At 75.3% G+C, this 14,725-nt stretch carries 13 protein-coding genes; 3 read left to right on the top strand and 10 right to left on the bottom strand.

What is annotated here, in order from left to right; translation table 11 throughout:
- Position 1: 1 nt before the first annotated feature.
- From EQG70_RS00975 to EQG70_RS00960, 4 genes are read right to left on the bottom strand one after another with little or no spacing between them, the layout of a single operon-like run.
- The gene (locus EQG70_RS00975) at positions 2–1,861 is read right to left on the bottom strand and encodes an ABC transporter permease subunit (RefSeq protein ID WP_109244555.1); all 1,860 of its coding nucleotides are present in this window, start codon (positions 1,859–1,861) and stop codon (positions 2–4) included.
- 20 nt (positions 1,862–1,881) lie between these two features.
- Entirely contained in the window at positions 1,882–3,426 is a 1,545-nt protein-coding gene (locus EQG70_RS00970) for an ABC transporter substrate-binding protein (RefSeq protein ID WP_109268999.1), read from the bottom strand.
- A gap of 60 nt (positions 3,427–3,486) precedes the next feature.
- Positions 3,487–4,260 (bottom strand): ABC transporter ATP-binding protein, encoded by a 774-nt coding sequence (locus EQG70_RS00965; protein ID WP_244296627.1) that lies wholly within the window; start codon positions 4,258–4,260, stop codon positions 3,487–3,489.
- A complete protein-coding gene (locus EQG70_RS00960; RefSeq protein ID WP_031282187.1) occupies positions 4,257–5,072 on the bottom strand; it encodes an ATP-binding cassette domain-containing protein in 816 nt (271 codons plus the stop codon). Before EQG70_RS00960 ends, EQG70_RS00965 begins: the two co-directional genes overlap by 4 nt.
- 133 nt (positions 5,073–5,205) lie before the next feature.
- On the opposite strand from EQG70_RS00960, the gene EQG70_RS00955 reads away from it, so the two are divergent.
- Both EQG70_RS00955 and EQG70_RS00950 read left to right on the top strand, forming a co-directional pair.
- Positions 5,206–5,631 carry a hypothetical protein gene (locus tag EQG70_RS00955; protein WP_017831874.1) on the top strand — a complete coding sequence of 142 codons (426 nt, stop codon included), beginning with the start codon at positions 5,206–5,208 and terminating at the stop codon, positions 5,629–5,631.
- Positions 5,632–5,891: 260 nt separating this feature from the next.
- Positions 5,892–6,299, top strand: coding sequence for a four-helix bundle copper-binding protein (locus EQG70_RS00950; RefSeq protein WP_017831873.1), 408 nt, complete (start codon positions 5,892–5,894; stop codon positions 6,297–6,299).
- 88 nt (positions 6,300–6,387) lie between these two features.
- Here the strand turns inward: EQG70_RS00950 and EQG70_RS00945 are convergent, their stop codons facing one another.
- The 6 genes from EQG70_RS00945 to EQG70_RS00920 form a co-directional block, all read right to left on the bottom strand.
- The gene (locus EQG70_RS00945) at positions 6,388–7,878 is read right to left on the bottom strand and encodes a multicopper oxidase family protein (protein ID WP_109269000.1); all 1,491 of its coding nucleotides are present in this window, start codon (positions 7,876–7,878) and stop codon (positions 6,388–6,390) included.
- Entirely contained in the window at positions 7,875–8,150 is a 276-nt protein-coding gene (locus EQG70_RS00940; protein WP_109269001.1) for an SHOCT domain-containing protein, read from the bottom strand. Before EQG70_RS00940 ends, EQG70_RS00945 begins: the two co-directional genes overlap by 4 nt.
- Positions 8,151–8,226: 76 nt before the next feature.
- Positions 8,227–8,898 carry a DUF305 domain-containing protein gene (locus EQG70_RS00935; protein ID WP_109269002.1) on the bottom strand — a complete coding sequence of 224 codons (672 nt, stop codon included), beginning with the start codon at positions 8,896–8,898 and terminating at the stop codon, positions 8,227–8,229.
- Between the two features lie 54 nt (positions 8,899–8,952).
- Positions 8,953–11,166 carry a copper-translocating P-type ATPase gene (locus tag EQG70_RS00930; RefSeq protein WP_109269003.1) on the bottom strand — a complete coding sequence of 738 codons (2,214 nt, stop codon included), beginning with the start codon at positions 11,164–11,166 and terminating at the stop codon, positions 8,953–8,955.
- Between the two features lie 98 nt (positions 11,167–11,264).
- Entirely contained in the window at positions 11,265–12,410 is a 1,146-nt protein-coding gene (locus EQG70_RS00925) for a sensor histidine kinase (protein ID WP_109269004.1), read from the bottom strand.
- Positions 12,407–13,108 carry a response regulator transcription factor gene (locus EQG70_RS00920; RefSeq protein WP_208746238.1) on the bottom strand — a complete coding sequence of 234 codons (702 nt, stop codon included), beginning with the start codon at positions 13,106–13,108 and terminating at the stop codon, positions 12,407–12,409. The genes EQG70_RS00925 and EQG70_RS00920 overlap by 4 nt, the downstream gene beginning before the upstream one ends.
- A 198-nt stretch (positions 13,109–13,306) precedes the next feature.
- Here EQG70_RS00920 and EQG70_RS00915 point away from each other — a divergent pair, with 198 nt between their 5' ends.
- The gene (locus EQG70_RS00915) at positions 13,307–14,719 is read left to right on the top strand and encodes a phenylacetate--CoA ligase family protein (protein WP_244296625.1); all 1,413 of its coding nucleotides are present in this window, start codon (positions 13,307–13,309) and stop codon (positions 14,717–14,719) included.
- Positions 14,720–14,725 lie beyond the last annotated feature (6 nt).

Raw genomic sequence — 14,725 nt, 5'->3', positions numbered from 1 at the left:
ATCAGCGCCGCGCCGGCTGCACGGCGGACCGCACGGCGTCCTCCCCCCGGCGCGGAACGGACAGCGCGGCAGGAGACGCCGTGGCGGCAGGTCCCGTCTCGGCAGGTCCCGCCTCGGCAGGCCCCCGCCCAGGACGGGCCGTCCGCCTCGCGACGTCGGCGCTGGAGAGTGAGACTGCCAGGACGGAGGCGAGCACCAGGGCACCCGCGGGCCCGAGCACGGTCCAGGGGGCGCGCTCGACGTAGCCGATGCCCTCGGCCAGCAGCAGCCCCCACTCCGGGGCCGGCGGCTGCTGCCCCAGGCCCAGGAAGCCGAGGCCGGCAATGGCCAGGGCGGTGCCGGGCAGGCGCAGGACCGCGTGCCGGGTCACCTCCGGCAGCAGGGTGGGCAGGACGGTCCCGGCCAGGATGCGGGTCCGGCCCACCCCGAGCAGGGGCAGCACCCGGACGTAGGGCCGGGCCGAGATCTCGGCCACGAGGGCGGCGGTGTGGGCGGCCAGCGGTGCCCAGCTCACCAGGGTGACGGCCAGGGCGGCTCCGGCCGCGGAGGGGCCGGCCACCGCCACGACGAGGATGCCGGCGATGATCGGCGGTGCCGCGTTGGTGACCTCGACCGGCCCGGTGGACCACGTCCCGGTCATCCCGACGGCCAGACCGATGACCAGGCAGGCGGCGACCACGACCAGGGCCAGGCCCAGGGTGTCCAGGGCGCCGTGGCCCACGCGCGCCAGCACGTCGCGGCCGGACGCGTCGGCCCCCAGCGGGAGCGCCCAGGAGGGCGCTTCGAGCCGCCCGTGGGCGGAGGCGTAGGGGTCCCGGAGCAGTCCGGCGACGACGAGCCACAGCAGCAGGGCCCCCGAGACGACCGGCACCGTCCACCACGCCCGGCGCCGCCCCGGGGGCGGCCCGGGGACGGGCAGGTCCCCGGAGCGGGCGGCCGGCCCCAGCAGCGCCCGGCGGGCCAGGGCGGCCAGGGCACCGCACAGCGCGGCGAGCACGAGCAGGAGCAGGATCCCCGCCTGCAGGGCGGGGATGTCCTGGGCCGCCGCGGCCCCGAGCAGGGTCCGGCCCAGGCCGGGGATCGCGAAGACCTCCTCGACCGGCACCGCCCCGCCGGTGAGCCCGACGACGACGAGAGCGATCTGCCCGATCACCCCGGGCAGGGCCCGGTGCAGCGCCGCGAGCGCGATCCGCGGCCGGGAGTGCCCGGCCACGGCCCAGGTGTGCACCCAGCGCTCGGTGAAGGCGCCGGCCAGGGCGGTCGAGAGCAGCCGGCCGATCAGCCCGCCCCCGGGCAGGCCGAGCGCCAGGGCCGGGAGCACCACGTGCTCGGGCCCCTGCCATCCGTAGGGCGGGAGCCAGCCCGCCCAGACGGCCACGACGATCAGCAGCACCGCCGCCAGCAGGAACTCCGGCAGCGCGGTCAGCGCGGCGGCCGCCGCCCCGGCCCCGCGGACGGGGCGCCCGGCGAGCCCGCTGCGGACGGTGGGCACACAGGTCACGGCGGCCACGAGCAGGGCGACGAGCAGGGCCGCGCCCATCAGCGTCAGGGACACCCCCATGGACTCCAGGACGCCGGGCAGGACCGGGCGCCCGCTGATCCAGGAGGTGCCGAGGTCCCCGGTGAGGACGCCGGACGCCCAGTCGGCGAAGACGGCCACCGGGCCGCCGTCCAGGCCCAGCTCGGTCCGGATCTGGGCCAGCACCTCCGGGGTGGCCGGCCGGTCCGCGTAGCGGGCGCGCAGCACCGTGTACTCCGGGCTGCTGCCCGAGAGCCACGGCAGGGCCCCGATCAGCAGGACGACGGCGGCGAAGGCCGCGGCGCGGGAGATCAGGGCCGCAGCCCCTCCCCGTCCCCTCACTCGGCCCGTCACTCGGCCCGTCACTCGGAGACGGCGGTCTCGGCCGTGATCAGCTCGCGCTCGCGCGGATCGCGGACCGCGCCCTCCACGCCGTCCTGCTCACCCTGGATGACGCGCTCGTGGAGCATCGGGATCGCCGCGTCCTCGGCCAGGATCGCCGCTTCGGCGGCCATGATCGCCTCCTGGCGCTCCTCGCCGGGAGCGGCCTGCTCCGCGGCGGTCAGGGCGTCGTCGACGGCCCCGGAGCAGAACCGGGAGAGGTTGAACGAGCCCTCACAGCCGAAGTCGCTCACCATGTAGGCCACTGGGTCGCCCGAGTCGAGCACCGTGGCGCGGGAGAGGACGAAGGCGTCGAAGTCGCCGTCCAGGGCGTCGGCCTCGATGTACTGGTACTCGCGCACCTCGAGCTCCACCTCGAAGCCGGCGGCCTCGAGCTGCTGCTGGAGCTGGACGGCGACCTCGGGCAGCTCGGCCCGGTCGGTGAAGGTGCCGATGGTGATCTTCCGCCCGGCCGGGTCCCCGGCCTCGGCGCGGTCGGCCAGCGCCTCGCGGTAGGCGTCGGTGCCCCGGCCCTCCGCGGCGTAGGGGATCGCCGGGCCCAGCAGTCCCGCGGCCGCGTCGGCCCGGCCCTCGTAGACCCCGTCCACGATGCGCTGCGGGTCCAGGGCCTCCCGGGCGGCGGCGCGCAGGGCGGGGTCGGCGAACGGCCCGTCCTCGGTGTTGAGGTAGAGCGTGTTGGTGCGCGGCATCGGCACCTCCTCGAGGAGGTCCTCCTCGACCTGGGCGGCCTGGCCCACGGGCACGGCCTCGACGACGTCGGCCTCGCCGGTGCGCAGCGCGGCGGCCCGGGCGGTGCCGTCGGGCACAAAGGACACGTCGATGCCGGCCGCCGCCGCGGCGCCGGCCCAGTGGTCGTCGTAGCGCTCCAGGGTGGCCCCGGAGGTGCCGTCCACGGCGGTGAGCTCGAACGGACCCGTGCCGTGGCCCACCGGGGTCACGGCGGTGCCCTCGTAGGCGGCCGGGGCCAGGACCGACAGCTGCGGGCTGGACAGCCGCTGCGGGACCAGCGGGTCTGTCCCGGCGGTGGTGACCCGCACGGTGTCGCCCTCGGCCGCCACGCTCATCTCCACCCCGTCGAGGATGCGCGGGGCCGGCTCCGCCTCCACCGCCCGGGCCAGGGAGGCGGCGGCGTTCTCCGCGGTGAGCTCGGTGCCGTCGTGGAAGGTGACGCCGTCCCGGATCGTGAAGGACCAGGTGGTGTCGTCGAGCTGCTCCCACGCGGTGGCCAGCATCGGCTGGGCGTCCCCGGCCTCGTCCAGCCGGACCAGCGTCTCGGCGGTGGACCAGCGGGAGAGCTTGAAGGCGTCGTCGCTCAGCGGGGACAGCCCCGAGCGCGGCGGCTGCAGCATGGCGAGCTCGATCCGGCCGTCGGTCGAGCCGCCGGCTCCCCCGGCGGAGGAGGTGCCGGAGCCCTCGGCGAAGCAGCCGGTGAGCAGCAGCAGGCTGACCGCGGCGAGGCCGGTGCGGCGAGCGGCGGGACCGGGAGCGGAGGGGCGGGGTGGCATCAGGAGGCCCTTTCGGTGTGGTGATCGGTGGTGGGTGACAGGGATGGTGCGGCCGCCGGCTCAGGGGGCCAGGTGCGGAACCGCATCCACCAGCTCCTGCGTGGTCGGGTGGCGCGGCGTCTCGAGGAGCCGGTCGACGGGGCCCTCCTCCACCACCTGCCCGTGGTCGAGCACCAGCGCGCGGCGGCACAGGAAGCGGACCGCGGTGAGGTCGTGGGAGACGAACAGCAGCCCCAGTCCCTCTTGGACGTGCTGCTCCTTGAGCAGGTCCAGCACCTGGTGGCGCAGCGGCAGGTCGAGGCCGCTGACCGCCTCGTCGGCCAGGAGGATCCGCGGCCGGGTCACCAGGGCCCGGGCGATCGCCACGCGCTGGGCCTGACCGCCGGAGAGCTCGTGGGCGCGCCGGTCCAGGTGCTCGGCGCCCAGGCCGACCCGCTCCAGGGCGTCCCGGACCATTGGGGCGTGGTCGCCCGCGATGCCGAAGCGGCGCAGCGGTTCCCGCAGCTGGCGTTCGACGCTGCGCCGCGGGTCCAGGCTGGACGCGGGGTCCTGCGGGACGTACTGCACGGCCTGCCTGGCCCGCCGGAGCTGCTGCCGGCCGGTCAGGGGAACGCCGTCGAAGAGGATCTCGCCCCGGTCTGGGCGCTCGACGCCCAGCAGCAGGGACAGCAGCGTGGACTTGCCCGATCCGGAGGGGCCGACCAGGCCCAGCGACTCCCCATCGCGCACCGCGAGGTCGACGCCGCGCACCGCGGCCACGGCGCCGGAGCGCGTGCCGTAGCTCCTGGTGAGCCCGACACCGTGCAGTGCGGCGGGTTCCGCCGCCCGGCTCACGAGGCCACGCCCAGCGGGGCGGCAACCGGCGGAGCCGCAGCGGAACGGAGACCGGTGCGGGCGGCCTCGACCAGGGCCGCCGTGAAGGGCGCCTGCGGCGATCCGACCACCTGCTGGATCGGACCGGACTCGACGACCCGTCCCCGGTCCAGGACGACGACGTCGTCGCACAGGTCGGCGGCGACCGCCAGGTCGTGGGTGACGAACAGCAGCCCGCCGCGGCCTGCGCCGGTGCACCGGCGCAGGGCCTCGACCACGTGGCGCTGGCTGATCATGTCCAGCGCCGTGGTCGGCTCGTCGGCCACCAGCAGGTCCGGTGCGGCGGCCATGGCGAGCGCCAGGCACACCCGCTGCCGCTGCCCGCCCGACAGCTGGGAGGGGTGGGCCCGCAGGATCCGCGCCGGGTCCTCGAAGCCGACCTCGCGGAGCAGATCCGCCACGACCCGGCCGGCGGCCGCCGCACCGAGCCGGCGCCGGCGGGCCACGGCGGGCAGCAGCTGCCGGTCCAGGCGCACCACGGGGTTCAGCGCGGCCTGGGAGTCCTGGAAGACCGCGGCCATTCCCGGACGCCGCCCGGGAGCCTGCCGCCACGGCAGCTCACGGCCGGCGGCGCGCAGGGAGCCCTGCACGCCGAAGTGGTGTCCGAGCAGACCCAGCAGGGCCAGGACCGTCAGGGACTTCCCCGAGCCCGAGGCGCCGAGCAGGGCCACCCGCCGACCCGGGGGCACCTGGAAGCCCACACCCTGCAGCAGCGGCCGTCCGGCCAGGGCCACGTCGAGCCCCCGCACGTCCACTCCGGTCGCACCGCGCATGCTTCCCCCTTGCCAAAACCGGTCTCAACGAGTTCTTATGGTAATGAGTTTCATTCTCAACAACAAAACCGGCGGCAGCGCGTTTAGGAGCCGCCGGCCCGCCACCTCGTTCGCCGACCCAGGAGGGCACCCGATGACCCGCAAGAGCGCCCCGCGCAGGACCAGCACCGACGCCAGCGGTCCCCTGGTCGCGGTCTGCCAGGGTCACCGGTGCGCCGGCCTGCGCCGGATGACCGGGACCGCCGAGCAGGCGGAGGACCTCCAGGAGGTGGTCAGGGGCACGGCCGGGGCCGTCCTGATCTCGTCCCCGTGCCTGGGCCGGTGCGAGATGGCCGCGCTGGTCGCCGTCGCACGGCGGGACGGGCCCAGCGGGCACGTGGGTCCCACCGTGTGGCTGAGCGGGCTGGAGGACGTCCAGCGGGCGGAGGCGCTGAACCGCTGGGTCGCCTCCGGCGGTCCGCAGCGGATCCACCAGCCCGAGCACGGCGCACCGCCGTCCTTGCGGGACGCCGTGAGCGGCTTCGGCCCCCCGCCCGCCGTGTCCCGCCGCACCCGCTGAGCCGTCAGCGCGGCGGAGGCGGGACGCTCGGCTCGGCGAGGCCGGAGCACGCGCCGGAGACGGAGAGACGGCCCCGGCGTGACCGGCAGCGGCGGCCGGCGCCGACCGGTTCGTCCGCCCCCTCCGTGGCCGGGGGTTTCTTCACGGAATCTTCAACGCCCAGGACTTCACGACGCCGGATCGGCAGTTTACTGTCGGTTGCACGGCGGTCCGGTTCCGACCGGTCCGCACCACGGCAGGACGGACGAAGGAGCGAGACCATGACCCACGTGACCTCGATGCTCGAGACCTACCCGAAGGACCTGGGGAACATCGACCGGCAGAAGCTGGCCGAGTGCATCGCGGCGTGCTTCGAGTGCGCCCAGACCTGCACCGCCTGCGCCGACGCCTGCCTGGCCGAGGACATGGTCGCGGAGCTGACCGAGTGCATCCGCAAGAACCTCGACTGCGCCGACGTCTGCGCCGCCACCGGCAAGGCACTCTCCCGTCAGACCGGCAACAACGCCGAGGTCGGCCGGGCCCTGCTCGAGGCGTGCCGCACCGCGTGCAAGGCCTGCGGGGACGAATGCGCCGAGCACGCCGAGATGCACGAGCACTGCAAGGTCTGCGCCGAGGCCTGCCGCCGCTGCGAGCAGGCCTGCGCCGACCTCCTCACCTCGATGGGCTGAGCCCGGCGGGGCGCCGGTCCGGGCGCGGCGCGGATCCGCGCACCGGGCTTCCCCACTCTCGCCGGGCCTCAGCGGGCCTCAGCGGACCTCAGCGGGCCTCGAGGGTGCCCATCATGCCGAGGTCCTCGTGGTCGAGGATGTGGCAGTGGTAGACGCTGCGGCCGGCGAAGTCGTCGAAGGCCACCCGGACCGTCACCTCCCCGAAGGCCGGGACGTTGACCACGTCCTGCCACCGCGGTCCGGAGACCTCCTGGCCCGCCTCGGCCACGACCTGCATCGGCCACACGTGCAGGTGCACCGGGTGGTCCATGGGGCTGGAGTTGGTCAGGGTCCACTCCTCCACGGTGCCCACCCGGACCCGCTGGTCGGTGCGCCCGGCGTCGAACTCCCGGCCGTCGATCGTGAAGGACATCATCTGCCCGGGACCGCGCATGCCGCCCATCATCCCGCCCATGCCCATGCCCATGGCGAAGTCCAGGGTGCGCCGGGCCTCGACCGGCTCCTCGCGCAGGTCCCGCAGCGCCGGCCCCGCGGGCACGGGCCCGGCCGGCTCGACCGGGTCCCCGGCGACCTCCAGGGTGAGCAGCTCGACCGGACCGCCGGAGCCGGGACGGTCCCCGCCCGGGCCCGTCATGCCGTTCATCATGCCGTCCATGCTGCCGCGGTCCACCGGGGTGGCCACCAGGACGGAAGTGCCCGCCCGGGCGTCCACCAGCAGCTCCACCCGGTTGCCCGACGCCAGGGTCACGTCGGTGACCTCGAGCGCCTCGGGCAGCCGGCCGACGTCACGGCCGGAGAGCCGCAGGCCCTGCCCGTCCAGGCTCAGGCGCAGGAACCGGGACGGGCAGGCGTTGACGACCCGCCACAGCTCCCGCTCCCCCGGTGCCGCGGTGGCCCCGGGACGGACCTGACCGTTGACCAGCACGCTCTGCCCCTCCCGGCCCATCATCCGCTCCGGCGGGGACGCCTCGGCGAGGTTGCCGGAGGCGTCCAGGGTGAGGTCGGAAATCACCAGCACCCGCTCCCGGGCCACCGGGACGGGCTCGGGGTCCTCGACCACGATGGCCCCGTAGAGCCCGGCGGCGAGCTGGTCGGCCACGTGCCCGTGGTGGTGCGGGTGGTACCAGTAGGTGCCCGGCGGGTGGTCGCGTGGAAGGGCGAACGCGTAGTCGAAGGAGTCCCCGGGGGCGATGCTCACGAAGGGGTTGTCCCCGTTGTCCTCCGGGGAGACGTGCAGACCGTGCACGTGCAGGTTCGTCGGGGCCTCCAGGCCGTTGCTCATCGCCACCCGGAGCGTGTCCCCGGGGCGGAGGCGCAGGGTGGGCCCGGGCAGGGAGCCGTTGAACGCCTGCACGTGCGCGGTGCGCGCCCCGATCCGCACCCGGGCGGGGGCTGCCTCCAGGACCAGGTCCAGGGCACCGTCCCTGCTGGACAGCACCTCGGGCTGCAGCAGCTCCCGGCCGCCGCCGAGGGCCTCGCCCCCGCCGCCGGTCCACCACAGCCCGGCCCCGCCCACGGCCGCGGCGCCGGCCCCGGCCGCGCCCAGTGCCAGCAGCTGCCGGCGGGTCAGGGGGCTCACCGGTCGCCCTCCTCCAGGGTCCGCAGCCGCTCCCGGAACTCCTCGGTGCTGATCTCCCCGCGCGCGTAGCGCTCCTCGAGGATCTCCCGGGACCGGCGCGGGCCGGCACCCGTCGGCGGCGGGGCGCTCCCGCCCTGCCGGGTCCCGCGGCCCGAGTTCCCGGTCAGCAGCTTCACGAGCACGACGACCAGTACGACCGTGCCCACCACGAGCAGCAGCCAGAACAGCCACATCCAGCCCATGCCCCCTCCCATGCCGTCGCCCCACATCATCGCGGTCCTCCTTCGATCGGTCGGTCGGCTTTTGCCGGCGGCCGCCCGTGGGCGACGACGCCGGTCACCGGGGCGGTCAGGAACCGTCCGGCAGCTCCTGGAGCATCCGCTCCATCTCGGCGATCTCCGCCTCCTGGTCCTCGACCACCTGGCGGGCGAGCTCGACGGCCTGCGGGTTCTGCCCCTGCTCGATCTGCTCCTGGGCCATCTCGACCGCGCCCTCGTGGTGGACGGTCATCTGCTCCAGGTACAGCTGGGCGGCCCCGGCGCCCTGGGCGTCCTCGAGGGCGGACATGTCCTCCTCGCTCATCATCCCGCTCATGCCCGCCCCGGAGCCGTGGTCCATGCCGTCCATCTCGCCGGCGTCGGCCAGCGGCTCGGCCTCCCAGGCGGTGAGCATGTCGTTCATGCGCTCGATCTCCGGGGCCTGGGCATCGATGACTCCCTGGGCGAAGTCGGCGACCTCGGCCGGGACCTCGTCCTTGGCCAGCAGCGTCTCGCTCATGTCCACGGCCTGCTCGTGGTGCGGGAGCATCATCTGGGCGAACATCACGTCCGCGTCGTTGTGCTCGGCGGCGATCGGCTCGCCGGAGGCCGCACCGGTGCTGGTGGCCGCAGGGGCGGAGGCCGCGGGGGCAGCGGTCTCCGCGTCCGTGCCGGCGCCCTCCTGGGCGCCGCTGGTGCCGCAGCCGGCCAGGGCGAGGGCCGAGGCCAGGGCGAGGGCGGTGAGGGTGGTGGAACGCTTCACGGTGGGTGTCCTTCTCTTCGGTTCGGGGGTTCGGTCTCGGGGGGTCGGGGTGGTTCAGCGGGCGGGGACGGTGTCGGCCTGCTCGGGGGCCCGGCGGTCCTCGGTGCCGACGGAGGCCAGATGGGCCGGGGCGAGGTCGAGGCGGCGCAGCAGCTGGGCGTTGAGCGCCACCACGATGGTGGACGCCGACATCAGCACCGCGCCCACGGCCGGGGACAGCACGATCCCGATCGGGGCGAGCACCCCGGCGGCCAGGGGCACGGCGACGACGTTGTAGCCGGCGGCCCAGACCAGGTTCTGGATCATCTTCCGGTAGCTGGCCCGCGACAGCTCGATCATCGACAGCACGGACCGGGGGTCGTTGCCGGCCAGGACCACCCCGGCCGACTCCATGGCCACGTCGGTGCCGGCGCCGATGGCGATGCCGACCTCGGCCCGGGCCAGGGCGGGGGCGTCGTTGACGCCGTCGCCGACCATCGCCACGGTCATCCCCCGGGACTGGAGCTCGACGACCTTGGTGTCCTTGTCCTGCGGGAGGACCTCCGCGAAGACCTCGTCGATGCCCAGCTCGGCGCCCACGGCCTCGGCGACCTGGCGGGCGTCGCCGGTGATCATCGCCACGCGCACCCCCCTGTCCTGCAGGGCGGCCACGGCGGCGCGGGACTCGGGACGGACCTTGTCCTCCAGCGCCAGGGCGCCGATGACCGCTCCGTCCCGGAGGACGTGGAGCACCCCGGCGCCGCGCGCCACCCACTCACGGGTGGTGCCGGCGATCGTCGCCGGCGTGGACAGGCCGAGCTCGCGCAGCATGTTGGGTCCGCCGACCGTGATCTCGGCGCCGTCGACCGTGGCGCGGACGCCGCGGCCGGTGGCCGATCGGAGGTCGGTGCCGCGCAGGCCCAGCCGCTGCGCCTCGGGGTCCTGGGCGGCCGCGGTGACGATGGCGCGGGCCACGGGGTGCTCGCTGTCGGCCTCGGCCGCCGCCGCGAGGGCCAGGAGCTCGCCCTTCGAGGTGCCGGGGACCGGGGCGGCGCCGGTGACCGCGTGGGCGCCCTCGGTGAGGGTGCCGGTCTTGTCGAAGAGCACCACGTCGATGGTGCGCATCCGCTCCAGGGCCAGCCTGTCCTTGATCAGCACCCCGGCCTTCGCCGCGCGCTCGGTGGAGATCGCGATGACCAGCGGGATCGCCAGGCCCAGGGCGTGCGGGCAGGCGATGACCAGCACGGTCACGGTGCGGATCACCGCGTCGTCCGGGCTGCCCAGCAGCGTCCAGGCGACGGCGGTGAGGATGCCGGCGGCCAGGGCGAACCAGAACAGCAGCGCGGCGGCACGGTCGGCCAGGGCCTGGGCCCGGGAGGAGGACTCCTGGGCGGCCGCGACCATCCGCTGGATCCCGGCCAGGGCGGTGTCGGCGCCGACGGCCTCCACCCGCACGCGCACGGTGGTGTCGGTGGCCACGGTCCCGGCGACCACCGTGTCGCCGGGTGCCCGGCTGACGGCCTTGGACTCACCGGTGATCATGGACTCGTCGAACTCGGCCGTCCCCGCGACGATCTCCCCGTCGGCCGGGACCCGGGCCCCGGGGCGGATCAGCACGACGTCGCCCACGGCCAGCTCGGCGACGGGCACGGTGACGGTGTCACCGTCGACGACCTTCTCGGCCTCGTCGGGCAGCAGCGCGGCCAGGGCGTCCAGGGCGGAGGACGCCGCCCCGAGGGCGCGCATCTCCATCCAGTGGCCCAGCAGCATGATGACCACCAGCAGGGCCAGCTCCCACCAGAAGTCGAGGTCGAACCCGCCGATCCCCAGGGTGGTGACCCAGGAGGCGACGAAGGCGACGGTGATGGCCATGGCGATCAGCAGCATCATCCCCGGCTGCCGGCTCTTCAGCTCGGTGAGTCCGCCCTTCAAGAACGGCGCCCCGCCGTAGACGAAGATGACGGTGCCCAGCACGGGAGGGACCCAGGTGGAGCCCGGGAACCCGGGGACGGAGTAGCCCAGCAGGTGCCCGACCATCGGGCTGAAGACCACCACGGGGACCGCCAGCACGAGACTGAGCCAGAACTTGTTCCGGAACATCGCCGTGGAGTGCCCGGCGTGCTCGCCGTGGGTGTGGACCTGGTGGTCCTCGTCCACCGCCGAGTGGGCGTGCTCGTGCGGCATGGCCTGTCCGTGGGTGCCGGCATCGGCGTGCTGCTCGTGGCCGTGGGCGTCCGCGGGCTGCTCCGGGGCGGCGGAGCGGCCGTGGTCCTGGTGCGGGGAGCTCATGATCTTCCTCCTGCGAGAACTGGTGTCCGCTCGGTGGGGACCGAGGTGGTCCTGCTCCTCCTAGGTATATACCCCTAGGGGGTATTAGGCAAGGGGGGTCATCGGCTGATCCCGGCCGGCGCCGGCCCCGCCCGCTGACGGGAGGGCAGCTCCACGGTGAAGGCCGTCCCGGCGCCGGGCCCGGGGGACGTGACGGTCAGCGTCCCGCCGTGGGCCTCGACCAGGGCCCGGGAGATGGTCAGGCCGATCCCGGAGCCGCCGTGGTCGCGGTCCCGGGCGCTGTCCCCGCGCCAGAAGCGCTCGAACACCCGGGGCAGGTGCTCGGCGGCGATGCCGTCGCCGGTGTCGGCGACGGTGACGGCCACCTGCCCCGAACCCCGCCGGGCGACGCCGAGGGCGACCTGCCCGCCGGGCGGCGTGTGGCGCAGGGCGTTGGTGAGCAGGTTGCCCAGCACCTGCCCCATCCGCTGCCGGTCCACGTCCACCACCCCGGCGTCGTCGTCGACGTCCAGGACGAGCCGCACGCCCTTGGCGGCGTACGCCTCCCGGTGGGCCTCCGCGGCGGAACGGACCAGGTCGCCGGCCGGCTGCGAGGCGCGGTCCAGGTCGATCCGGCCCTCCTCGGCCCGGGAGACGTCGTGGATGTCCTCGACCAGCCGGGTGAGGCGTCCGAGCTGGTCGGTCACGAGCTCGCCGGTGGCCTCGTCCCACTGCGCCACCCCGTCCTGCAGCGCCTCGCAGTAGACCGTGAGGACCGAGATCGGGGTGCGCATCTCGTGGGCCAGGTCCGAGAGCATCCGCCGCCGGAGCTCCTCGGTGCGCTCCAGCCGCTCGGCCATGGCGTTGAACGAGGCCGCCACCGCGTCCACCTCGACGCCGGCGCCGAGGGCCGGGACCCGGGTGTCGTAGCGGCCGCGGGACACGCCCCGCGCCGCCTCGGTGAGCGCGGCGAGGGGCCGCCGGAGGCGGCGGGTGAACAGCCAGGTCACCGCCGCGGCGCAGATCACGGCGGTGCCCAGGGCCACGCCCAGGACGATGAGACCGGCGTCCCGGTAGGCCCGCTCCACGTGGAGCAGCTCGGGGGAGTTCTCGGCGTGCCCGGCCATGATCAGGTGCTCGTGGAAGATCGCGGGTCCGGCCAGGGAGGCGACCGCCACGGCGGCGAGGATGCCGGCGGCCACCACGATGGCCTGGGCCAGGAAGAACCGGGAGGCCAGGCCGCGGGGGCGCCGTCGCCGGGTCATCGCGCCACCATCCGGTAGCCGACCCCGCGCACGGTGTCGACGAAGGCGGCCTGGTCCTCCCCGAGCTTCCGGCGCAGGTGCCCGATGTGCACGTCCACGATCCGCTCGTCACCCACCCATGAGGGCCCCCACACGGTGTCGATGAGCCGGCGGCGGGTCAGCGCCTCGTGCGGCCGGGCCGTCAGGGCGGCCAGCAGCTCGAACTCGGTGCGGGTCAGCGCCACCGCCTCCCCGCCCACGCGTGCCTCGTGGGCCGCGAGGTCGACGGTCAGCTCGCCGAACTCCCGGGCGGGCTCGACCGGGGCCACCGTGGTGCGGGGCCGGCGCAGCACCGCGGCCACCCGGGCGACGAGCTCGCGGACGCTGAAGGGCTTCGTGATGTAGTCGTCGGCCCCGGCCGCCAGCCCGGCCAGCTTGTCCTCCTCGTCCCCGCGGGCGGTGAGCATCAGCACGTAGCACTCAGAGAAGCCCCGGATCCTGCGGCACACCTCGATGCCGTCCAGCCCCGGCAGCCCCAGATCCAGCACCACCACGTCCGGGCTCCGGTCGCGGGCGGCGTCCACGGCGTCGGGGCCGGTGTGGACGGTGGCGACCTCGTAGCCGCCGCGGGCCAGGTAGGTGGCGACCATCTGCGCCAGCGGCTTCTCGTCATCCACCACCAGCACCCGCCCGGCCGCCGCGTCAGTGCCAGGATTCATGACTTCAGTGTCCTCCCCCGCCGCGGCGCGGCGGCACCCGGGGGCGGTCAGCGCGGGAATCTTCGCCAAACCTTCACGGACCACGCCGCGGGCCGGGGCGCCTTGGCCGACTGCCGTCCGTCCGGAGAACCGGTGACCGATTCCGTCACCTGCCCGGCGGCCCTGTCTCCCCCGGCGCCGGATTCCTAGAGTCGTGCCATGGGGACACGACGGAGCGCGGCGGCTGGCGCCCGGGGGGCCAGCGCGACCTGGGTGTGGTGGGACGCCCGCCGGGCCCACCGCAAGGGTCCGGAGGCGCTCCGCCGGCGGCAGCGGGAGCGGCTGGCCGAGCTCGTGGCCTTCGCGCGGGAGCACTCCGCCTACTACCGGCGGCTCTACCAGGGCCTGCCGGGGCGGGTCGAGGACGTCACCTCCCTGCCGGTGACGGACAAACGGCAGCTGATGGCCCACTTCGACGAGGTCGCCACGGACCCGGCTGTGACCCTGACGGCGGTCCAGGAGTTCGTGGCGGACCCGGCCAGGATCGGTGAGCGGTTCGCCGGGAGGTACCTGGTGGCCACCACCGCCGGCACCACCGGCACCCGGGGTCTCTTCGTGCTCGACGACCGGTACCGGGCGGTGACCTCGGGGATGATGGCCCGGCTGTCCGCGGGCTGGCTGTCCGGGCGGGACCTGGTGCGGCTCACGGTGCGCGGGGGCCGGTTCGCCGCGGTCGTGGCCACCGGCGGGCACTTCCTGGCCGTGGCCACCAGCACCCGGGAGATGCGGGAGCGACCGCGGCGCCACCGCCGGCTCAGGATCCTCTCGATCCACCGGCCGCTGCCCGAGCTGGTGGCCGAGCTCAACGCCTTCGGCCCGCTCATGCTCGGCGCCTACGCCAGTGTGCTGCGCCTGCTGGCCTCCGAGCAGGAGGCCGGGCGGCTGCGCCTGCGCCCGGTGCTGGTGCTCAGCACCGCCGAGGGTCTGCCGCCGGACGAGCGCACCCGGATCGAGCGGGCCTTCGGGGCGCCCGTGCGGGAGGTCTACGGGTGCACCGAGATCGGCTACGCGGCCTCGAGCTGCGCCCGGGGCTGGCTGCACCTGGTCGAGGACTGGGTCGTTCTCGAACCCGTCGACGCCGAGCACCGTCCCGTCCCGCCCGGGACCGTCTCGCACACGGTGCTGATGACGAACCTGGCCAACCGGGTCCAGCCGATCATCCGCTACGACGTCGGCGACCGGGTCCTGATGAAGCCGGAACCGTGCGACTGCGGGAACCCGGCCCCGGCCCTGCGCGTGCAGGGCCGGGCCTCGGACGTCCTCGCCTTCCCCGACGACGACGGGCGGGGCCTGGTCGCGGTGCCCCCGCTCGCGCTGGGGACCGTCATCGACCGCGTCCCGGGCGTGGAGCTGTTCCAGGTCGTGCAGACCGCCCCTGCCGGCCTGCGGGTGCGGCTGCTCCCGGCGGCCGGCGAGGACCCCGAGCAGGTGTGGGCCGCCGCGCTGAGCGCCGTCACCGATCTGCTCGGCGACCTGGGCCTGGGGCACGTCGCCGTCGACCGGGCCCCGGAGGCACCGCAGCAGAGCACCGGCGGCAAGTACCGCACCGTCGTCCCGCTCCCCGCACCATGACGGGTC

This window comes from Kocuria rosea (assembly GCF_006094695.1).
GTDB lineage: Bacteria > Actinomycetota > Actinomycetes > Actinomycetales > Micrococcaceae > Kocuria > Kocuria rosea.
Note: the sequence above shows the minus strand (reverse complement) of the source record. Positions and strands in the feature narration are given on the sequence as shown.